The organism is Flavobacterium sp. Flavsp81 (assembly GCF_059491325.1).
Genome location: NZ_CP168505.1, coordinates 4797406 through 4818917, shown reverse-complemented (window position 1 = coordinate 4818917; position 21512 = coordinate 4797406). Strand labels below are relative to the sequence as shown.

17 protein-coding genes are annotated in these 21512 nt (G+C 34.5%); 13 read left to right on the top strand and 4 right to left on the bottom strand.

The window, feature by feature from the left end; all coding sequences use genetic code 11:
* Positions 1–117: 117 nt before the first annotated feature.
* The 3 genes from fucP to ACEN92_RS20020 are packed head-to-tail and all read left to right on the top strand — an operon-like array spanning position 118 to position 3870.
* Positions 118–1407: an L-fucose:H+ symporter permease gene (fucP, locus tag ACEN92_RS20030; protein WP_495640088.1), complete on the top strand. Its 1290-nt coding sequence runs from the start codon at positions 118–120 to the stop codon at positions 1405–1407.
* Between the two features lie 53 nt (positions 1408–1460).
* The gene (locus ACEN92_RS20025) at positions 1461–3080 is read left to right on the top strand and encodes a UxaA family hydrolase (RefSeq protein WP_495640087.1); all 1620 of its coding nucleotides are present in this window, start codon (positions 1461–1463) and stop codon (positions 3078–3080) included.
* A gap of 25 nt (positions 3081–3105) precedes the next feature.
* Positions 3106–3870 (top strand): SDR family NAD(P)-dependent oxidoreductase, encoded by a 765-nt coding sequence (locus tag ACEN92_RS20020; RefSeq protein ID WP_495640086.1) that lies wholly within the window; start codon positions 3106–3108, stop codon positions 3868–3870.
* A 213-nt stretch (positions 3871–4083) separates the two neighbouring features.
* Here ACEN92_RS20020 and ACEN92_RS20015 read toward each other — a convergent pair whose 3' ends face one another.
* The 3 genes from ACEN92_RS20015 to ACEN92_RS20005 form a co-directional block, all read right to left on the bottom strand.
* The gene (locus ACEN92_RS20015; protein ID WP_495640085.1) at positions 4084–5679 is read right to left on the bottom strand and encodes a RagB/SusD family nutrient uptake outer membrane protein; all 1596 of its coding nucleotides are present in this window, start codon (positions 5677–5679) and stop codon (positions 4084–4086) included.
* Positions 5680–5696: 17 nt separating this feature from the next.
* Positions 5697–8987: a SusC/RagA family TonB-linked outer membrane protein gene (locus ACEN92_RS20010; protein ID WP_495640084.1), complete on the bottom strand. Its 3291-nt coding sequence runs from the start codon at positions 8985–8987 to the stop codon at positions 5697–5699.
* A gap of 165 nt (positions 8988–9152) precedes the next feature.
* Entirely contained in the window at positions 9153–10319 is a 1167-nt protein-coding gene (locus ACEN92_RS20005; RefSeq protein WP_495640083.1) for a FecR family protein, read from the bottom strand.
* Positions 10320–10433: 114 nt separating this feature from the next.
* Here ACEN92_RS20005 and ACEN92_RS20000 point away from each other — a divergent pair, with 114 nt between their 5' ends.
* Positions 10434–11018: an RNA polymerase sigma factor gene (locus tag ACEN92_RS20000; RefSeq protein WP_495640082.1), complete on the top strand. Its 585-nt coding sequence runs from the start codon at positions 10434–10436 to the stop codon at positions 11016–11018.
* 10 nt (positions 11019–11028) lie between these two features.
* Here ACEN92_RS20000 and ACEN92_RS19995 read toward each other — a convergent pair whose 3' ends face one another.
* Entirely contained in the window at positions 11029–11694 is a 666-nt protein-coding gene (locus ACEN92_RS19995; protein WP_495640081.1) for a S24 family peptidase, read from the bottom strand.
* Between the two features lie 320 nt (positions 11695–12014).
* Between ACEN92_RS19995 and ACEN92_RS19990 the strand changes: the two genes are divergently transcribed.
* The 9 genes from ACEN92_RS19990 to ACEN92_RS19950 all read left to right on the top strand — a co-directional run bounded on the left by ACEN92_RS19990 (position 12015) and on the right by ACEN92_RS19950 (position 21507).
* The gene (locus ACEN92_RS19990) at positions 12015–12152 is read left to right on the top strand and encodes a hypothetical protein (protein WP_495640080.1); all 138 of its coding nucleotides are present in this window, start codon (positions 12015–12017) and stop codon (positions 12150–12152) included.
* Positions 12145–12429 carry a hypothetical protein gene (locus tag ACEN92_RS19985; RefSeq protein ID WP_495640079.1) on the top strand — a complete coding sequence of 95 codons (285 nt, stop codon included), beginning with the start codon at positions 12145–12147 and terminating at the stop codon, positions 12427–12429. The genes ACEN92_RS19990 and ACEN92_RS19985 overlap by 8 nt, the downstream gene beginning before the upstream one ends.
* A 13-nt stretch (positions 12430–12442) precedes the next feature.
* Complete coding sequence (locus ACEN92_RS19980) at positions 12443–13162, top strand: DUF3164 family protein (protein ID WP_495640078.1); 720 nt, start codon at positions 12443–12445, stop codon at positions 13160–13162.
* Between the two features lie 377 nt (positions 13163–13539).
* On the top strand, positions 13540–13785 hold the full coding sequence (locus tag ACEN92_RS19975; RefSeq protein WP_495640077.1) for a hypothetical protein: 246 nt from the start codon (positions 13540–13542) through the stop codon (positions 13783–13785).
* A gap of 294 nt (positions 13786–14079) precedes the next feature.
* Entirely contained in the window at positions 14080–14367 is a 288-nt protein-coding gene (locus ACEN92_RS19970) for a hypothetical protein (RefSeq protein ID WP_495640076.1), read from the top strand.
* On the top strand, positions 14364–14816 hold the full coding sequence (locus ACEN92_RS19965; protein ID WP_495640075.1) for a CHAP domain-containing protein: 453 nt from the start codon (positions 14364–14366) through the stop codon (positions 14814–14816). The genes ACEN92_RS19970 and ACEN92_RS19965 overlap by 4 nt, the downstream gene beginning before the upstream one ends.
* Positions 14817–15856: 1040 nt before the next feature.
* A complete protein-coding gene (locus ACEN92_RS19960) occupies positions 15857–16357 on the top strand; it encodes a hypothetical protein (RefSeq protein WP_495640074.1) in 501 nt (166 codons plus the stop codon).
* A gap of 21 nt (positions 16358–16378) precedes the next feature.
* Positions 16379–18580, top strand: a complete 2202-nt coding sequence (locus ACEN92_RS19955) for a hypothetical protein (RefSeq protein ID WP_495640073.1) — start codon at positions 16379–16381, stop codon at positions 18578–18580.
* Positions 18580–21507: an EndoU domain-containing protein gene (locus ACEN92_RS19950; protein ID WP_495640072.1), complete on the top strand. Its 2928-nt coding sequence runs from the start codon at positions 18580–18582 to the stop codon at positions 21505–21507. Before ACEN92_RS19955 ends, ACEN92_RS19950 begins: the two co-directional genes overlap by 1 nt.
* The last annotated feature ends 5 nt before the right edge of the window (positions 21508–21512 follow it).

The following is a 21512-nucleotide window of genomic DNA, read 5'->3' as shown; positions in this document are numbered from 1 at the left end:
TTCATCTCCTTATTTGAGATAATAAATAATTAAACAAAGACAATTTTGAGTTAATCTTTTTACTTTACGAATTATACCTTTCAAATTCTAAAATAGTAAAAAATTAAACAAATAAATATGGCGTTAGCAACTCAATCAAATATTGAAAATAATACCGTTTCAAAAGGGAATAAAAAATGGCTCTTTCCATTTATATTGGTAACCAGCTTGTTCTTTTTCTGGGGATTTGTGCACAACTTAGATCCGATACTTATTCCGCATTTAAGGAAAGCATTTAATCTGACAGATCTGGAATCTTCCTTGATTGATTCTTCAGTCTTTATTGCCTATTTTGTCATGGCCTTGCCCGCTGGTTATATCATGAGAAAATATGGGTATAAATCGGGTATCATGATCGGATTGGTTTTGTTTGGTATTGGTTCAATTTTGTTTGTGCCAGCCGCCAATTCACTGCAATATATTTATTTTTTGGGCGCCCTGTTTGTAATTGCCTGTGGGCTTACTTTTTTGGAAACAGCAGCCAATCCATATGTAACGATTTTAGGACCATCTGAAACAGCAACCAAAAGATTGAATTTTTCGCAATCATTCAACGGATTAGCTGCTTTTATTGCGCCGGCCTACGTTGGTCCGATGATTTTATCGGGTAAAAATGCAACTCAGGCTGAATTAGATGCCATGACGCCCGCTGCATTACACACTCATATTTTAGAAGAAGCAGCAAGTGTAAAAATGCCTTATTTGATATTAGGACTGATTATTTTATCAGTAGCCGTAGTTTTTTATTTTACCAATATGCCAGATGTAAAAGATGAAGATAAAGAGGGAGCAGATGGAGCCAGTTTTGCCGGAGCCTTGAGTTCAATGCGTTTGCGATGGGGAATTTTAGCACAATTCTTTTATGTTGGAGCACAAGTTTGTGTGGCAAGTTTTTTTATCAAAATGGCTACTACTTCGGCTGGTTTAGATGAAGATACAGCAGCCAAATATTTAGGTTTTTATGGCCTTGCCTTTATGACAGGACGTTTCGCAGGTACATTCTTCATGCAATATATACAACCAAGAAAATTATTGATCATTTATTCGATCATTACAATATTATTATCAATAGTAGCCATAATGGGAACAGGAATGTTGGTGGTCTATACTTTAATCGCAATTGCATTTTTTATGAGCATCATGTTTCCAACGATTTTTTCAATGGGAATTGACGGTCTTGGGCATAATACCAAAATTGGATCTTCACTGATTGTAATGTCAATAGTGGGAGGCGCTTTGCTTCCTCCGGTTTTAGGATTCATTTCAGATGCTACGGGAAGTATTCAAAATGGTTATATAGTGCCGCTGATTTGTTTTTCAGTGATACTATTGTTTGCATTTAACGGACATAAAACAAATAAAGCATAAATTCTATTTTATATACTATGTTAGAAAACGGAGTTAAAAAGCTGGTGATAAAAATGCACCAAGAAGACAATGTACTGGTTGCCTTAACGGATTTAGCAAAAGGAGAAAATGTAACTTTTGAAAAAGAGACTTACATTCTGCAGGACACAATTAAGGCAAAACATAAATTTTATACTGCTGATTTAAAAGCGGGAGCCGAGATAATCATGTATGGCGTTTTGGTTGGAAAAGTACAAAATGATGTTGCAAAAGGGAGTCTAATGACAACAGATAATCTTAAACATGCAGCAGAACCTTATCAGTATCGTAATGTTGATTTTGTATGGCAGGCGCCTGATGTTTCAAAATACAAAGACAGGACTTTTAAAGGATACAAAAGAAATGACGGCCGTTTTGGAACTGCTAACTATTGGTTATTCGTACCAACAGTATTTTGCGAAAATCGAAATCTTGATGTAATACGTGAAGCTTTACATAATGAATTAGGATATTCAGTAAGTGATAAGTACACGCAATATACACATCATTTACTTGAAGCCTATAAAAAAGGAGAAAGTCTGGATGCCATTGACATACAACTGGCTCCGGATCAAAATACCAATAAAGTGTTTAAAAACGTAGATGGTATTAAATTTCTAAATCATCAGGGAGGCTGTGGCGGTACACGTCAGGATTCGGCTACTTTGAGTGCCTTACTGGCTTCGTATGCCAATCATCCCAATGTAGCCGGTATCACTGTGCTTAGTTTAGGATGCCAGCACTTGCAGGTACAGGATTTTACAAATGATGTAAAAAAGCAGAATCCATCGTTTGACAAGCCGTTGTTTATTTTTGAGCAGCAACAATCCAAAAGTGAAGAACAATTGATTGCAGATGCCATTAAAAAAACATTTGAAGGATTAATTGAAATCAACAAACAAGAAAGAGTTCCGGCACCGTTAAGCAAATTGTGTTTGGGAGTTAAATGCGGAGGAAGTGACGGTTTTAGCGGGGTTTCTGCTAATCCGGCTGTGGGTTATACGTCAGATTTGTTGGTGGCTTTGGGCGGTAAAGTATTATTGGCTGAATTTCCGGAATTATGTGGAGTAGAACAAAATCTTATTGATCGTTGTATATCAGAACCGGTAGCTAAAAAATTCATTGATTTAATGCAGTCTTATGATGCATTGGCACATAAAGTAGGTTCCGGATTTCATATGAATCCATCGCCGGGAAATATCAAAGATGGATTAATAACCGATGCCATAAAAAGTGCCGGTGCAGCTAAAAAAGGAGGAACGGCACCAGTAGTAGATGTATTGGATTATACAGAGCAGGTTACAAAAGCCGGTTTGAGTTTGGTTTGTACTCCGGGAAATGATGTGGAAGCCACAACAGGTAAAGCGGCTTCAGGAGCTACTTTAATATTATTCACCACTGGATTAGGAACTCCAACGGGTAATCCGGTTTGTCCGGTTATCAAGGTAGCTACCAATTCTGTTCTTGCAAAAAAAATGAGTGATATTATTGATATCGATTGTGGGCCGATCATTAGCGGTGAAAAGTCGATTGAAGAAATGGGTGAAGATATTTTGGAATATTGCATTAAAGCAGCAAGTGGTGAAATTATTCCGAAAGCCGTCTTATTAAACCAGGATGATTTTATTCCGTGGAAACGAGGAGTTTCGCTTTAAAATTTAAATTTTAAAATAAAAAAATATGTTTTCATTACAAAATAAAAAAGCAGTAATAACGGGAGGCGGAAGCGGAATAGGAAAGGCAATTGCAACCTTATTCGCCAAGCAGGGAGCTGAAATTCATATTATTGAATTAACAGAAGAAAGTGCTAAAACAGCCGTTGACGAAATAAAAGCAATTGGCGGAAAAGTATTTTCGTATGCCTGTAATGTGGCGAGCCAGGAAGAAGTAACTGCAACATTCGAAAAAATTGGCAACATTAATATTTTGATCAACAATGCCGGAATTGCACATGTTGGAAAAGTAGATACAACGCCGGCAGCTGATTTTGATCGTGTTATGGAAGTGAATGTGAAAGGAGTTTACAACTGTTTGTTTGCTGCGATTCCGCAATTCAGGCTTTCGAACGGCGGAGTGATAATCAACATGGCATCAATTGCCGCATGGGTTGGAATCCCGGATCGATTTGCTTATTCTACAGCGAAAGGAGCTGTTATGGCAATGACCTTATCTGTAGCAAAAGATTACATAAAAGAAAATATTCGTTGTAATTCTATTTCGCCTGCAAGGGTTCATACGCCTTTTGTTGATGGTTTTATTTCGAAAAATTATGCAGGAAAAGAAACAGAAATGTTCGAAAAATTATCACAGTCACAACCAATAGGAAGAATGGGAAAACCAGATGAAATTGCAGCATTAGCCTTATACTTATGCAGCGACGAAGCCGGATTTATCACAGGCTGCGATTACCCAATCGACGGAGGATTTATTAAACTAAATAATTAAACTTCTCTGCGTTTAAAAGCAAAAAACTTAATATTCCTTTTATATAAATTAAGCAGTATTATAAATTTGAAAACCTCCCAATCAGGGAGGTTTTTTTATTACAAATCTGTAGTTATCAGGGTTGAAAATAATTAATTTTAATAAAGTAAAGATTTTAAAATCCCCTATAATCGAATACCTGCAGCTTTTTATTTAGCATCAGACATGCCATTTTTAATTACCATAACCTGGATTTTGCACAAGATTACTGTTAGTCTGTATAGCCTGAAGCGGTATTGGATATAGGTTTTTGCTCGAATTTGAAGGATCATGCGAGAACCATGCCCTTGTTGTAAAGACATTAAATCTGATCAAATCCTGACGGCGACGTCCTTCCTGACAAAATTCCCAACCAAGTTCATCCAAAAAACGTCCATATATCAAATCACCTGAACCTTCATGGGTTTGTGAATAAGTGTCTCTTCGACCGTAATCATAATTACTTCCCAGGATAAGCTGTTGGTCTGTTACAATTGCAGCACTGGCATTATCAAAATTTCTCAGACGCACCTGTGTGACTAAATTACCTGCACCAGGCTGACCTGAGCGCATAAGTGCTTCAGCTTTCATTAGCAGTATATCTGCATATCTAAATACCGGAAAGTCGTTGCCAAGACGGTTTTGTGCACCAATTTTTATTTCAAATTTGCCCCAACGGTAGCCGTCATCTTTGTCTGACTCATCAATAGAAGGAACTGAAATGGTGTAATTTATACTCAGAGGATCACCATTGCGGGCAAACTGTGGTCCCTGAATATAGTTTTGCTGTAAACGTTTATCTTCGGGGTTGAAAGATTCAATAAACTGCGGAGTGGCACATACACCTCCCCATGGGGCAAATGTCATATTGTATGTTTGTTGGCTTTCCTGAGCAAGAGTCTGCATATGGAAATCAAAAGCATTCCAGTCTGATACATATTTTTCATCCATCGGCAGGGCAAATATGATTTCATTGGAATTTTGATTTTCTGTTACAAAAACATTCTTTTGATTTGGCTCAAGTGAATAAAACCCTGATGCTGAAACGATATCACATTGGGTAATACACTGTTGCCACATTGCCTGTCCGCGCCATACTTCAGCATTAAGATACATTTTTGCGAGTAAAGTATGGGCAACCCATTTATTCATTCGCCCATAATAGTAACCTCTTGCTTCTGGTGAAAGTAAATCGATATTGTCTGTTATTTCTTTAACGATAAAGTCAAATACTTCAGCTCTTGTTGATTGTTTTGGAAGTGCTGCGTCACGAAAATTTGTAACTAAAGGAACGTTTCCATAAAGATCAATAAGAATGTAATAATATGAAGCCCTTAATACACGAAGTTCTGCCAGTAAAGATTTTTTTGCCTGATCGGAAGGAAGCACAATACCGCCCTCATCGATTTGTGTAATAATCCTGTTGGTGGTATTAATGCCTTCAAATGTTCGGCTCCACGGCTGATACATGCCATCATCATTAGTGGTCCAGGTATGTTGGTGCCATCTTTTATAAATATAGCCGTCAACCCACCCAATACCAATGCGTGCCGGTATGACGTCCTGATCTGCAGAAAGTTCCTGAGTACGCACAACACCGTTCCACAAAAGCATAGTTTTACGCCATGGGATATATGCAGCGTTGACAAGTGCACTTATTTCCAAATCTGTTTTTGGATGAAAATTCGCAGTAGGTACACTTCCGTAACTTTCATCAAGCAGGTCATTACAAGAGGTAGTGCTTAATAGACCAACTAAAAAAGCAGCGAATAATATATTTTTTGTTTTCATTGCAGTAATTTTTAATATTAAAATCTAGCTGTTAAACCAAGGGCAAATGTGCGTACAGTCGGAAATTTTTCGCGTCTGTCAACTCCGGGATCCAAACCTGATGTACTAACTTCCGGATCAATGCCTTTGTAGGAAGTGAAAATAAAAGCATTGTTTACAGAACCATATACTCTTATGGATTTAAAACCTTTAGAAAATTTTTCAAAAGTATATCCCATGGTAATATTATCTATTTTCCAATAATCACCGTCTTCAATATAGTAGCTGTTAAATTCAGCTGCAACAGATGGATTTAAGGTTGATTTTCCAAATACTTTGTCATTTACTGATGACAAACGGTTATCTCTATATCCATTTTGTGTCCCTTCAAAGTTCATACGTGCCTCGTTAATAATCTGATAGTTAAAAGCACCACGCATGTTTACAGTAAAATCCAGATTTTTGTATTTTAAAGTATTGTTAAATCCCGCATACCATTTTGGGATACCGTTACCAATATAGTGTCTGTCTTCGGGAGCATGCGTAAAATTATCATAAGGAACTCTTTCTCCATTACGATTTTCATAAATCCACTTGCCGTTATCATCTACATCTACTACTTTAAAACCATAAAAATTACCAATTGCTTCCCCTACCTGAACCCTGTGAGAACTTGTAACCTGACCTTCGTAAGCTACAGATCCTGTATCAAAATAGTCATTATCAGTTTTGAATGTACTTCCATTCAAGCTTTTAAGGGTATTATCGTTTGTAGAGTATGTAATTGAAGTATCCCATTTGAAATCAGCAGTTTGCACTGGAGCTGCATTAATAAGGACTTCAATACCCCGGTTTACCATATTACCCCCATTTGCCATGATGTTAGGATAAAGATTCGGCGGAACTGGTACGGTATAATTGTACAAAAGCCCTTCAACATTTCTAGTGTAAAGATCTATAGACCCGGAAAGCCGCCCTCCTAATGAACTAAAATCAAGGCCTATATTCGTTTCCCTTTTCTCTTCCCATTTAAGATCCGGATTTGGGTTAGATGCCGGTATTATTGTTCGTATCCACTGTCCGTTTACATAGGCATAATCACCGTATTGCAGCATTGCAACACCCAGAAATCCTGCTGATGGCTGAGAACCTGTTATACCATATCCTGCACGTAGTTTCAGTTCATCAAATATTTTTTGGTTTTGCATAAAAGGTTCTTTTGTAAGCTTCCATCCTACAGAAACTGCCGGGAATGTCCCCCATGCATTGTCAGTTCCCCAAAGCTGACTTGCCCCTTCATGCCTTACACTTGCCATTAAAAGATATTTATCATCATAAGCATATGTTGCTCTGGTAAAGAAACTAATAAGATTGGTTTTCCATTTTCCGGACCCCATAGTTGCAAAACCTTCCTGTAAACCGGAACCGGAACCTATATTGTGCCATCCTCCGAACATATCATCCTGAATCTGCTTATTAAACATATTCCATGATTCCCCGCCATTTTCGATATAACTGTAACCGCCAAGAATTGTAAATTTATTTTTTTCTATGATTTTTTCATAAGTACCCGTCAGCTCCATAAGTTTTTCGGTATCAGTATAGCCACCGATCCACGCATTAACACCGGAGTTATCACGTATATTTGAAATGTGGTTTAATGTAGTTGAATTTCCGTTAGTGCTCGGCTGGCGTCTAAAAGAAAAATTGGCATTCAAAGTAAGATCTTCGATCGGGTTGTATGTAAGCGTACTTACATAACGCATCTCTGTGGTTTTTGTATTTCCATCTGCCTCGTAAATAAGAGCCAACGGGTTTTCATATCCCAGTTTATTTAAGTTTTCATGCCACGTGCCATCAACATTTTTAATCGGGTCTGTAGGGTTGCGTCTCAGTGCCTGATAATATGCCCAGTTTGAAAAATTACCTTCCGTATACGACTCTCTGCCTAATACTGAAAAGCGAAGTTTTAGCTTATCATTAAACATTTTATGGTTTACTTCAATACGTCCTCTGAATGTTTTATTGTTTGATTCGATAAAAACCCCTTCCTGACTGTTATAGTTAATATTTGCTATATAATTTGTTTGCGAATTTCCTCCCTGTAATGAAAGATTATGAACATGGATTACAGGAGATGTGGTGATTTCTTTAAGCCAGTCTACATTTCCGCCGTTATCTGCTCCCAGATATAGTTCCCTAAACTTTTCAGCGCCAATAAAATCAAGTTTTCTTGATATTTGGGCAGTACTGATATAACCTGTATATTCCACATTATTTATTTGTGCTCCGTTTTTAGCTTTTTTGGTGGTTATCAAAATAACCCCATTGGTACCCCGTACACCATAAATAGCGGCTGCAGATCCATCTTTAAGCACATCTATACTTTCAATATCTTCGGGAGCTACCGTATCGAGCCATCCGGGTATGCCGTCAATTAGAACCAGAGGGTTTGTATAAGCTCCAGAAAGTGTATTATTCCCTCTCAATTTAATTGAAGTCGTAGCATTGGGGTCTCCCGTAGCATTAGTTACACTTAGACCTGCAACTTTTCCTGTAATTAGCTGTCCTGCATCTCTATTTTGTCCCTGTGTAAATTTTTCAGATTTTATACTGGCTACTGCACTTGTTACATCTCCGGCCTTTTGTTTACCATATCCAATAATAACAACTTCATTTAAATCTGCAGCACTTTCTTTTAACATTACATTGATAGTGCTTTGGCCGTTTATTTTTATCTCCTGAGTATCAAAACCTATATAAGATATTACAAGTGTGGCATTTTCGTTTGAAATTGTAATGGAAAATTTTCCATCAAAATCTGTAGTTACCCCATTAGTAGTACCTTTTTCTACGATATTAGCACTTGGTAAAGGTTGTCCCTTTGAATCTGTAATAACACCCGTAATTTGTTTTGGAGGCAAATCAATCAGATTTGGTAAATCCATCATAATCACCTTATTTTCTTTGTTTTTGGTTAACAAGATTTTACGGTCATCAATTTCATATTTAGTATCGACATCCTTAAAAAGTAAATCCAGGATAGTATTTATCGAAACCTTTTTAACTTTTAAAGATACTTTACGGTTTAAATCAACTGCTTTTGTATTAAACAGAAACTTAAATTCAGTAGTTGTCTCAATTTCATCGATAACTTCCTTTACCGCAACATTTTCTTTATCCAAAGAGATCTTTGTTTTTTGAGAATAAGATGTACCTCCCTGCATGACAAAACTTGCGGTGACAAAAAATAACAGTGATAACTTCATTTTTAAATCAAATTTTAAGTCCCACGGAAATAATCCATTCGACTTTGGTGGTTTTTTCATAATTTTGGAATGTTTATTAGTGATTAATCTTTTGGTTTGATCACTTTACCTAATCGGGAAATGTTCGAGCATTTTCCGATTTTTTTGTCCCTTTTTTTAGGATATGGTAAGAAGTGATAGTTAGTACTAGTTTAATTTGAACTTCAATTCATTGGCATTGCTTTTTTAGTGGATTATTATTTTATTTTCTACGATACTGTATTCAATTTGATATACCTTTTTAAAGTATGTGAAAACCTGATCAATGTTTTCATGATCAGTTTCAATAGTGGCATTAAATGTTTCTTTAGCTAATTTTTGATTATTATTGATAATGACTACATTATAATGTCTTTCAAGTTTTCGAATGATATTTTCAAAAGGTTCCTGCCTGAATACAAGATTACCGGTCATCCAGGAAGTATATAAAATGGTGTTTACCTTCTCATTTGAAATTTTCTTGTCTTCTTTATCAAAAGTGCCTTTGTAGCCGGGTGTTAGAAAGACTTCATTATTACTTTTTACTGATAATCCTGACTGTGTAAGACTTACTGAGCCTTCAACTAATACTACATCTGTCGCTTTATCTTCAGGATAGTTGGTTACATTAAATTTTGTACCATAAACCTGGACATCAAGTTTGTTGGCATTTACTACAAAAGCATTTTTTTTATCATGTGCTGCCTCAAAATAAGCTTCGCCGGATAGAAAAACTTTACGGATTCTGTTTTTTAGAAATTGTACTGGAAAGGTAATGGAGCTTCCCGCGTTCAAATGCACAATCGTCCCGTCTGAAAGTGTAATATTAAATTGTTTTCCATTGGGAATACTTAAAGTATTATAGACTAACTTTCCGGATTCTCCATTGCCCCTGTAAACCAATTCTTTGCCATTTTGTTGTCCGACTATTTTCCCATTGGCATCATATATCTTTGAAGTCCCGTCTACAGCTATAATTTTAATATTGCCATTTCCCAGCTTTAGTGTAATTTCATCTTTTCCGGGCAGGATTATCCGTTTGTCATTATTATCATTAAATATATTCTTCTGCAACAAAAAACCGATTCCTATAAACAGAATGGCAATTGCGGCATATTTTATTATAGCAGTAAGTCTGTACTTATATGTTTTTTTCTTTTCTTTTCTGATTTCCTTTAAAAGTACTTTTCTAACAGCTTTGGTATCCGGATTGTTCATTGCTAAAGTTATAGCAAAATGTGTTTTAACATATTCCTGAAAAATCAATTGATTTTCCGGATCCTCTATCCATTTGTTTAATATATCCAGGTCGTCCATATTTGCCGACTGAGAAAAATATTTTACGATTATGCTTTCAATTTTTTTGAAATCCATTTCCTTATACTTTTTATATAATACAAGGCAGAATTACAATACCCTAACTTTTTGTTACTATTTTTTTTATATCCATATATATATTTTCTTTATTTTGCCAAATAAATACTTTTTATGGGTTTTGATGATAATGCTGTTTTGGTAAAAAGCCTCATAAATGGGGAAGAAAAAGCTTATACGTTTCTATTGAATAAATTTCATAGAAAATTAAATGCCTATGCACTTACCCTGGTCAATGATCATTCAATGGCCCAGGATATTGTTCAGAATGTATTTTTGAAAACATGGAAAACCAGAAATAAACTTAATCCTGAATTTTCCATACAGAGCTTTTTGTATAAATCCATCTATAATGAATTTATAAACAGCTATCAGCAAAATAAGGCTATGATGCTGCTGCAGCAAAAATATGTGGAGTCAATGCATCAGGTTATCGAAACTACAGAGGAGAGCTCAATAGAACAAATGCTTGCCATTATTAATAGGGAAATACAAAATTTACCGCCTAAGTGCCAGCAGGTTTTTATTCTCAGTAAAAAGGAAGGCCTTACCAATATTGAAATAGCAGAACATTTAGATATTTCTATTAAAACTGTTGAAGCACAAATTAGCAAGGCTTTTAAAATTCTTAAGGAAAAATTAAAAGGCAATTATAATATGATGCTGTTTTTGCTCTTTTCTGTCCCGGGCAGAGAATAAAAACGACCTTTTACATCATAGTATTAATACGAATACTTGCTTTTATAAGTGCCAATGCGGAGATTTTTGAAATATGAATGTCTTTAGGCTGGTGATGAGAATTCTGACTTACCAATTTTACAAATTCTTGTCCATGTTCTGATTTCTGAACATACTTTACTGTAATATATTCTTCCCAATCATTTAACTTAACACTTAACAGATACATTTCTCCGAAAAAAATATTCTCGAATTCTGTTTCCTTATATAAAATTATATCTCCGGATTTTAACAGCGGATACATACTATCTCCTGTTACAGAAATTGCTCCGTCGCATTTTGGCAGATTTGGAATTTTTATAGTATCCAGAACTCTTTGCGGTGTGCCACTATTAAACAATTCCCGCAGACCCGCTACTGCTTCCAGATCATAAAGCGGTATTTCCTGACTTATATGAAGCGAATCATTTGTTTTTCTATCAGTATTCATTATTACAATATCAGTATTATTTTCTTTTAACATGGAACCATTCCCTGTTAACAACCACTCTGAACTTATCTCCGGATAATAGTGTAATATTTTACACGCTTTATCCGTACCCATATTACTGCTATTATCTAAAAATTTATTTGAAAACCCCAAGTCATTACAAAACTTATACTTGCTAATCCCTTTATAATCAAGGTATTCTCTCATTCTTTCAGTAGACCCCATAAAAAGATGTATTTTTTTACGTTAAAAATTTGTTTTGATGTATTATTTTACATTATATTTGCAAAGTAAAGAAAAATAATCATCAAAAACAAATAGAATTAAACACAATTTAATAGCACACTAAAGTATTAATCAAAAAAAATAAAAATTAATAACCTGATTACTAATACAAAATATGCCTTTTTAAAATAAAAAACCGAATACAGTCTAAAAAACACAAAACAGGAATAAAACTACGCGTGACCCGTAGTAAATCAAAACAGAAGGTTTAATCTCAAATCAATAACTTTTAATAATATAAAATGGAAACAATTCAAATCAAAGAAAAAATCCGGGAATTAGAAAATTGGCTGATTGAAAATCCAAATAGCCCGGAAAGAAATTTAATCGAGACTGACATAAAAAAATTAAGAACCCTTTTAGAAAAAAATCATGAGTAACAAACAAATCGAAGAACGCATCGCACTTTTATATCTGGTGCTGCAATATTGCTCAGAGCGAACAAAAACTTTCACTGCGGGAGAAAGAATCTGTATCAATCAGGAACGTTTTCAATGGATGCATATTCTGGACGACGAAACAGCTTTTCCCCGCCCGGTTGCACCGCATCTTGAAAACAAATTAAAAGATGTAGCCAGACTTGCCCAACTACATAATTTTAAACCTTATTACGACGATCCATTTAAAGACAAATCAGAAATTTTATTACAAAACTAAAAACCAATATACTATGAACACACCAGCAACCATGAATACAATCAATCAACCTATGGACTTATCTCAATTCTCTGCGCAACAGTTAAAAGAAGCCTTAAACAGAATAGAAGATAAAAAAAATGAAGAAAGAGACGCTTACAAAAAACTGGTAGCAGAAACGATTCCGAGAGCGCTTTCAAGATTACAAAAAACGTCTGAAATGATGAAAAATGTAAAAACGGAAACGTTTCAGTTGTTTGAAACTATTTTGGACTTAAAGAATCAGGTATATGGCTTTAAGGAAAAACAAATGTCACACACTTTCTCTAATGACAAGGAAGAAATTACGATTGGATACCGCATCAATGAAGGCTGGGACGACACTGTGACTATTGGTATTGAAAAAGTGCAAAATTACATTTCATCATTATCTACCAGTAAGGAAACTGCGTCACTGGTAAAGATTGTTTTTAATCTTTTAAAGAAAGATGCAAAAGGAAATTTAAAAGGTTCCCGGGTTTTGGAACTTCAAAAATTAACTAAAGAATTCAATAATGAAGAATTCACAGATGGCGTTGAAATTATTGCTTCTTCCTTTAAACCTGTTCGCTCAAGTTGGTTTATAGAGGCAAGCACAATTGATGAAAATGGTACAAGAACAAATATTCCGTTATCTATGTCATCAGTAGATTTTTTACACGGATATGCTTTTAATTTCTTTAACCTGCAAAACAAACATAACAATGCAGCCTAATGACGATATCTATGCCTCAGCCATTTTAGCTATTTTACTTATTGTAACTAACATAAAACCAATATTATTATTCCGTGAATGGCTTTATTTTAGAATTAAGACCATTTTTAAACAATACAGTAATGAGCGTAAAAACAAGATTAATACAAATCATAACGCTGTAAGGTAAATAATTAACCTTTAAGACAGCCGTCTCAGAAACTGGAATTGTAAAAAATTCAGATTTAAAAACACCCCAAAGCTATGCAACTTTAATCATTCTCTTTTACTTCCTAAAATACCACACAACTATCCAAATGATAAATGATTTATTAATTTTTCATTTTCATTTTAAACTCTTCTTTATTTTTTCCCATCACTCCTAATACCTCATCATCATGCCTATATCTGCAAACAGAAGTCTCGGAATTCAAAAAAACAAACTGCTTCGCTACAAACTGATTAAAGAATTGTATCAAAAACACAAAACAGATGATATTCCCACAACAGTAGTCTGGCGTAAATATGTTTCTCCGGTTTATCCGATATCACGAACTACATTGTACGAAGTTCTTTGTACACCTATCACTTCAGAATTAAAAAGAATTGAAGAACTTCTTGGCAATCCCAAAAAATCTTCTTAATCACTGTAAAACAAAACGAATCTTTTAGCCAGAAAAACTACATCCTGTCATGATTAAGGATGAGGCTTCGCTTTGACAAAAAATGTCCTGAATTCGTTCACCGTACAACTATGTAAAGCCTTAGAATACAAATGTTCACACTCCTTGCATTCGTTTTTTTAAGGCTTTTTTTAGGCTGATATTTGTAGTCTCAAAAGGGAACAATCACTAAAATCAAAACCGGAAGTAAAACCTGAATTACTATCATTTTCCCTAAAGAACATCAATTATCGAAGTCTTATAATACACATTAAAATGGAACAATTTATTTACCCAACTCTTACGGCATTTTTTGCCTCTTTTATTACCTGGTTATTCTCTATGAGAAAATCATTAGCTCTGGACAGAGCTGCCGAACTTGACAATGCGGTTAATGCAGTCAAATATTATCGTGATTTACTGGATGATATTTCTGCCAGATTAACTGCAGCAACTGAAACTATTAAAACTATGGAGATTCAACATAGAGAACTAATGGTAGTCAATCAACAGTTAGTTGATGAGTTGCAAAAATTCAAACAATTAAATGGAAAACAACAATGACACTTGCTGAAAAAACATTAGAAATAGCCATCGCACAAATTGGGGTAGAAGAAATTCCAAAATATACCAATTCAGGTCCTGAAGTAGAAATTTACTTAAAAAGTGTAGGCCTCGGAAAAGGATATTCATGGTGCATGGCCTTTATTTACTGGTGCACACAAAATGCTTCCAAACAAACAAATCTTAAAAATCCCCTAAAAAAAACCGGAGGCGTATTAGACCAATACAATTCCAGACCACTATTAGTACAGAATAATCCAAAGACAGGAGATATTTTTATCCTGGATTTAGGAAAAGGATTGGGACATACCGGAATAGTTGAAAAAATTGTTGGAAATATTATTCATACAATTGAAGGAAACACAAATGATCTCGGAAGCCGCGAAGGCTATAAGGTCTGCAGAAGAAAAAGAGAAATTAAAACCGTAAAGGGATTTCTTAGACTGTAACCCCAATAGGCATTCTCAGAATATCAAAATAAAGAAATCGTTTTTAAATATTGCTCAGGCCGAACCGGGGTGCAGATTAAAAAGCCTAAAGGTTTCGTCGTCCTGAAACAATAAAAACCATTAATTATTCAAGCTTAAACTTAAGCAAAACCTCCGCCAGGAGATGATGTATTGTGGCCACAAACAGGAGTGGAATGATCATGTAAACCGAATCTTCGTCTCTATGATACTCCTCCGGGACTGCGTATAACACTTTATACAAAGTTTACATAAAAGTGACTTTTTATCACCATTCCACTTCTGTAATCATCTCAAAATAACAGCAGTAGTAAAATTTCAGCACAAAACAACGTAATTAATAATCATACCATGGTTTATTGTTCCTGAAGGTCCCGTAACAACAGTTGCCTCAGGAACAAAAACCAAAAGACCTAAGCAAATTACGGGCTGAATTCGTTTGCAGCCATTTTTAAATCGTAAAATCATCTCTATACAATCGTGTAGTCGTTTAAAACACAATATGCTTTCCTACTTGTCTCAACTATCAATTTTATCCTAAATCATATGTCAATACCAACAAACAGAAGCCTGGGGACTCAAAGAAATAAATTATTACGTTACAAACTTATCAAAGATCTTTATTATAAACATAAGACTGAGGATGTTCCTACCACTGTCGTCTGGCGTAAATATATTTGCCCCGTCTATCCTATTTCACGTACAACCCTGTATGAAATTTTATGCACAGCTGTAACTATTGAACTCAAAAAAGTAGAAGAAGCTATTGAGAAACAGGCTAAACTTTGATTACTTATTCTGATTATTTTTCAATAAGATAAATCACTTTTAATTATTCTCTTATCCATTTGCAAGTCGCTTGCTTTACAACTCTGTACAGTCTTAGAACACATAAGTTCAACCACTTTGCATTCATTTTTTTACCGCCGGCTTTAGGTTAATCTTTGCTGTCACAACACAAAAACAATTGCTGAATACTACAGCAAATACTAATCCTTTTCACTTTTAAAATTCAAACATATATGAACAAGAATCTAAACCGAATTGTTTTTTTGTTTTTTTCAGTCTTAGTTCTGGTTTCGTGCAAAAGCCCGAAACCGGTACTAAGCGAAGAAAAAACGAAGATCATTACTATTACGGAAACAGTGCATGATACTGTTTTTAAAATCGAGAAAGACAGCAGTTCTTTCAGGGCATTATTAGAATGCCAAAACGGAAAAGTAGTTCTTAAAAATGTTATTCAGGCCGAACCGGGGCGTACATTAAAAAGCCCGAAGGTTCGCCTTGATAACAATAAACTCAACGTTGACTGCGAATTAAAAGAACAGGAACTCTATGCCTTCTGGAAATCGAAACAAGTAAAAGAAGCCGAAGTAAAAACAATCCGAATTACAAAATTTATTAATTATTTGACTTTTTGGCAAAAAGTACAGGTTTGGCTGGGAAGACTGCTACTTCTTGTATTGATCTTTCTGATCGTGAGATTCCTCTATAAAATCTACAAGCCTTCATGGTTTAAATAAAAAAATTAAAACAACTCAAATATGTCTACACAGTCTCATTTTTTCATAGAGTCAGGAGGTCTTCAACAACAGCCCGATCAGGCTTTTGGCCCTGTTCCTGAAACTAAATTCAGATTGACTTCTAAATTTACTTTGTCCAGTCCAAAAAAAGCATTTTCGATCTGCAAAGGAGTGGTTTTAGTACAGCCACAAAAACCCGATCTGGAAACATCACCCGTTACCAAAGTAAACCTTATTCTTCGTCCTTACAAACAGCCTTTTCCGGGTTTAAATGTAAAATACTTTATATACAGAGGTTTGCAATTAGGAGATTTTTTCACTCTACAAGGTACCGAGCTTAAAATCCTGGATGATAACCCGACTGTAAATTCTGATTTTATCAATAAAATAAATGAAGATTTCAAAGCTTTTCATGAAGGCCGCAAAGATGTGCAAGGCAATCTCATAACTCCTCCTCTGTTTACAGCCAAATATATTGGCTATGATACTTCGCCGGAAATACCGGATACGACATTATTGTCCAGTTTCTTTTTTAAAGAATCAGAATTTGTAGCAGCTACAGAAGAAGGAGAAGGAGTTTTTGATGAAAAGGATAATTTTGAACTGCCTATGATTGATATCGGAAAATCATTAGGGAATTTTACAGGAGATTGTGGAATTGATGTAGTCCTTAATTATGGCGACTATCAGCATAACTTTGACAACAGCGAGTTTGCTTTCGATTTAAAATATGCCCGTGCCAAAGAAGCTGAAATCTCACTTTCGGGCAATGATGTAGAAAAGAAGCTGCAGCGCGAACAAAGCACACAGTTTATCGATATTGCAGCATTTTATGGTTTATTTGTTCCTGAAGGTATTGTAACAACCGTTATCTCAGGAACAAAAACCAAAAGAAAAGGCAACGACATTTACAATGAAGTCATTGATAAGTTTGCTACCAAAAACAATTGGTACGTCTATATCCAGAGTGACCGTACGCGCAGTTACGATTTTTACGGAAACTATAAAATCAATGAAACAGGAACCGAAAACCTTAAAACCGGATTGTTAGCAAATACGGAAACCGGAATTGTTCCAATGACTGCTGCAACATATGGTGCTTCAGGCTGGCCTGTTTTAATCAATACACAATCACAGTCAAATACCGTTACAACAAACAACCTGTATCTGCAATTGACAACAGATAACAACAACAATACGGCTTTATATGGGCAGATTGCCGAAATAGCCAATGCACAGAAAGATAATTTTATTAATGCTGATGGTCTACGATTACTTCCTGATGCAGAAGGCAATTACAGCAATCTAACGTCAGCAATACAGCTTACAACGCCTGCAGCAGGCGGAAAAAACATTGCAACCCTAAATATCCTGCTTTATGAGGGAAAAGTTAACATCCATACAATTGGAACAACACTAGATGAAAATGGTGAGCTTGTTATTTTATACGGAAAAGCAAACTTTTTTGACGATGTGTTTAGCTTAATTGATGCAAAGCCTCTATTAAAATTAAGCGGAGATAACAGTTTCTCTAAAATGACTTCTGAAAAACTAAACCTTATCAATGAATTTTATGATAAGAAACAACAAGGAATTTCAATTGCACAAACACTAACGGTAAATGACGTTATTGAAACAGGCATTGAAGAACCTGCTACAGTTGCCCGTGTAACTTATATAACGGAAGCCGGTGATGTCATGAACAATGCCGTCTCTGCAACCGGAAGCACGACCCCTGATACTAAAACCAGCGCCTCAGCCAGTGGTGCGGTAACCAAAAGCAAAACATACCAATTACCGGATCCTTATTACTATAACCTAAAACTATTTACAGATAGTACAGAAACTATTACAGGTCTCGAATTAAAAACGCTGGACGACAGTACTCCTAACAAAATTATTTTAGGTCTAACGAAAGACGAAAACCTGAAAATTCAAGCATTAATTGTTCCCGGATTAAAAAATCCCCGACTGTTTTTAATTGACTTGTTTGAAGATGGCAGTGAATTGATTTCTCCTGAAAACATCAAGTATCAAAAATACAAAGTTGGTTTTGTAGCAGAAAATGCTGCAGGTAAAAACGAATTATTTCAACCGGAAGATAATGATACTGTTTTTGTGTATGCGTTAGATAGAAGATACCATTTTAGTAAGAGGTATAGTGAGTATACAAAAGAAGACTTAAGAAAAGAATTAATGTTAGACCTAGATTTATCTTTATAATGGAACAAGCCGCAATTTTAAAATCAGGGAACGTTGTTAAACTAACCGGTTTAACCAATCCAAAATACACTATATATGGCTTTTTAAATTCGTTTGAAGCCGTTATTGATGGAGTTACAAAAAAATTCAAAGAAACTGTAAAAGAAGACTTTAGAGAAGAAGATTTAGTAGGTCAAATTGACAGAGATGTAATTGGTGGATTTTATGAGGAACAATTTTTCTTAGAGTATTTAATAGATAAAAATAAGCTCCATGAATTAAAAAATCATAAATATACTTTTAAACCTGCATCAGCAAAAGATGAAATAATTGTTAGGAAACTGAAAGTTGTTACGCCATATACTGACTTCTGTAAAATAGAAACATTTAAATGGGCTTACGAACCAAATATACCAATTGTTGATTATGGAACATGGCAAATTGCTATTCCTCCGGGAGTAGTTCCTAATCCTCTCGAAGGAGAAAATGTACAATTGAGTTCTACTGCAATGCAATTTTATACTCACAAAATTGGATTATTTGTAACTCCACTTACTGATATAAATGATAAACAATCAAAAGCTTTTCTATTTGCGAAAATTGGTATTCTAATAAACTCAATTGAAAAGATATTTAATTTAATCGAATTAGATACAAGTACTGATTTTGGCCAATATATAAATAGTCAAAAATCTGAATGGAGTACACAACCAATTTTTGCAAATCCAACTGTTGCAGTCTTAGAAGACTACATGAGAAATTTAACTAATTTCTATAATAGTTTTTATGCTAATCAAATTCTAATTAAAAAAGCTCCTAAAAAAGAACAATTTTATTGGTTGGCAAAATGTCTATCAGCCGAAGCGTTAGCAACTGTTCCTACAAATGATAAAATTGACTTATTAAAAAACATAAGTGGTTTTAAGCAATACATGACAGAACTTAATGGTGGAGAAAAATTGGCTTTAAAAGTAATAGAATCTTTCACTTTCGACTCTGTTTCTGCATCAGAGAGAAATGATCTGCTATATGCATTAATGCAAATACAGATTTATCAAGTTTCAAATGTTTATAAGCAAACTAATACTTTTGATACTAAACAAACCCTTTTCGAAATATTGTATTCAAAAATTGATGATGACAGAATCGGAAGATATACTATAGGTCCATTAGAATATATTGTTGGTTTTCTAAAAACTAACGACAACAGGAAAAAATTTATTCTAATGTTATATAAAATATGGAAATCCTCAAAGTATAACCCAAAATATGCTGACCCATCTTATTCATTACCAGTAAATGTTTTTGGAATTTATCCTGAGTCTTACTATATGAAATTGATTACTGAAAATGGTAATGCAAGTGCTTTTTCTGCTTTTTATAATCCAGAGACTTCTCCTGCATTATTGGTATATAATGCTTCTAGTAGCAGTTCGACTGATTATTATATGAGAACAACAGGAACTGACTACATATTAGGTGATTTTGAAGGAAAAAAAATAAAAATACATCAAAAACAAACAACTTACACAATAGAAAATTCTTCAAAAGAAAATAATTTTCATACTGATACTTTTACATCATTATACGGTACATATGAATTATACCAACCTATTTCAATTGTGGGTTTTAAACCTGACTTAGATTTAGTAGAAACTTTTAAAGATCCTGAAACTGGAGTTAACTTAAACGATCCTTTTCCTAATATCCCTGTATTCTTCTTATATTATATGCAAGATTATAGCGACTTAAAAAAGTTAGATTTTGGGATTGTTCTTGTGGCTGAAATTGCTTTAAATTTAACCGGTGTTGGCGCTTTAAATGATTTAAAATATTTTGGTTACTTGTCGAAAGCTAGATCTGTTTGGACAGGAACTGCAACAGCATCAGAAACTGTATTATTCTGGAAGGCAGTAGAAGGAGTAAATGTTACAGTGGAATTTACCGCAGATAATTTATCAGCTATTAATAATTATTCTAATAACACAACAACAGATCCTGATGTAAGAGAATTTACAAATAAAGTAAGTGTCTTATTTGACGTTCTTACAATTGTATCCTTAGGTACTGATCCCATTATGAAAAGAAAGCTTACTAATGCGGCGGCTGAAGTCGTTGAGCAAGAAGCTAAGCTAATATCGTTAGGAAAGAGTCATGGATTAAGTTCAGACACAATGGATGCAATTAAATCTATTTGTGATATTGAAGCTTTGACAGATTTGATGCAATTAAAATTAGAAAATTTACCTTCTTATGCAGGAGATAATATTTTAACTAGATTTAGTACTTTTACAAAAGAGGAAAAATATGAATTTTTCGCAAATTTTTATAATATAAGTAAAGAGGCTGATTGGACGAAAATGAATGTTCAGCATACGAGAATAGTAAATGGTATTACTCAACAATATAATCTCGTAGATATTTGGAAAAACGAAATTAAATATTTAAAAAATCAAAGAACTGTCGAGTTTTTAGAAAGTTTTCATCTTACTAGAAATTCTAATGAATTACAAATAGAAGTTTTCGTAGGTCAGATACGTCCGAAGTTAAAGAAAATGTATTTGGAATTACCTCCTCCTCATCCGGATAATCACTATGAATGGATTGGTAAAGGTGTTCATCATAATGAAGCAATTGAAAATGGAACAGCTATAATAATCGGAAACATAAGCCCTGTTGGTCCCACAGGATTAGGATATTACAAAGCTAAAATCAGAGTATACGACCCAAGCTGTCCAATTAACGGAGGATGGATTACAAAGAAAAAAGCTAGTACCTTTTTTCCTAATACCTGGACAAAACAAAAAGTACAAGAAGAAATAGCTTTCGCGTTTAATAATAAGGTATTAAAAAACGGTCTTTTAAAAGGAACAATGTCTGATGGTGTTGAAATTATTTTTCAAATGGAAAACGGAATTATCAAATCAGCTTATCCAAGTATAAATTAAGTATA

Excerpts from the sequence above, each read along its gene's own strand:
- ACEN92_RS20005 (WP_495640083.1), bottom strand. The coding sequence starts at position 10,319 with ATGGATTTCAAAAAAATTGAAAGCATAATCGTAAAATATTTTTCTCAG.
- ACEN92_RS19960 (WP_495640074.1), top strand. The coding sequence starts at position 15,857 with ATGAACAAGAATCTAAACCGAATTGTTTTTTTGTTTTTTTCAGTCTTA.
- ACEN92_RS19955 (WP_495640073.1), top strand. The coding sequence starts at position 16,379 with ATGTCTACACAGTCTCATTTTTTCATAGAGTCAGGAGGTCTTCAACAA.
- ACEN92_RS20015 (WP_495640085.1), bottom strand. The coding sequence starts at position 5,679 with ATGAAAACAAAAAATATATTATTCGCTGCTTTTTTAGTTGGTCTATTA.
- ACEN92_RS19975 (WP_495640077.1), top strand. The coding sequence starts at position 13,540 with ATGCCTATATCTGCAAACAGAAGTCTCGGAATTCAAAAAAACAAACTG.
- ACEN92_RS19970 (WP_495640076.1), top strand. The coding sequence starts at position 14,080 with ATGGAACAATTTATTTACCCAACTCTTACGGCATTTTTTGCCTCTTTT.
- ACEN92_RS20020 (WP_495640086.1), top strand. The coding sequence starts at position 3,106 with ATGTTTTCATTACAAAATAAAAAAGCAGTAATAACGGGAGGCGGAAGC.
- ACEN92_RS19950 (WP_495640072.1), top strand. The coding sequence starts at position 18,580 with ATGGAACAAGCCGCAATTTTAAAATCAGGGAACGTTGTTAAACTAACC.
- fucP (WP_495640088.1), top strand. The coding sequence starts at position 118 with ATGGCGTTAGCAACTCAATCAAATATTGAAAATAATACCGTTTCAAAA.
- ACEN92_RS19990 (WP_495640080.1), top strand. The coding sequence starts at position 12,015 with ATGGAAACAATTCAAATCAAAGAAAAAATCCGGGAATTAGAAAATTGG.
- ACEN92_RS20000 (WP_495640082.1), top strand. The coding sequence starts at position 10,434 with ATGGGTTTTGATGATAATGCTGTTTTGGTAAAAAGCCTCATAAATGGG.
- ACEN92_RS19995 (WP_495640081.1), bottom strand. The coding sequence starts at position 11,694 with ATGAGAGAATACCTTGATTATAAAGGGATTAGCAAGTATAAGTTTTGT.
- ACEN92_RS19965 (WP_495640075.1), top strand. The coding sequence starts at position 14,364 with ATGACACTTGCTGAAAAAACATTAGAAATAGCCATCGCACAAATTGGG.
- ACEN92_RS19985 (WP_495640079.1), top strand. The coding sequence starts at position 12,145 with ATGAGTAACAAACAAATCGAAGAACGCATCGCACTTTTATATCTGGTG.
- ACEN92_RS20025 (WP_495640087.1), top strand. The coding sequence starts at position 1,461 with ATGCACCAAGAAGACAATGTACTGGTTGCCTTAACGGATTTAGCAAAA.
- ACEN92_RS19980 (WP_495640078.1), top strand. The coding sequence starts at position 12,443 with ATGAACACACCAGCAACCATGAATACAATCAATCAACCTATGGACTTA.
- ACEN92_RS20010 (WP_495640084.1), bottom strand. The coding sequence starts at position 8,987 with ATGAAAAAACCACCAAAGTCGAATGGATTATTTCCGTGGGACTTAAAA.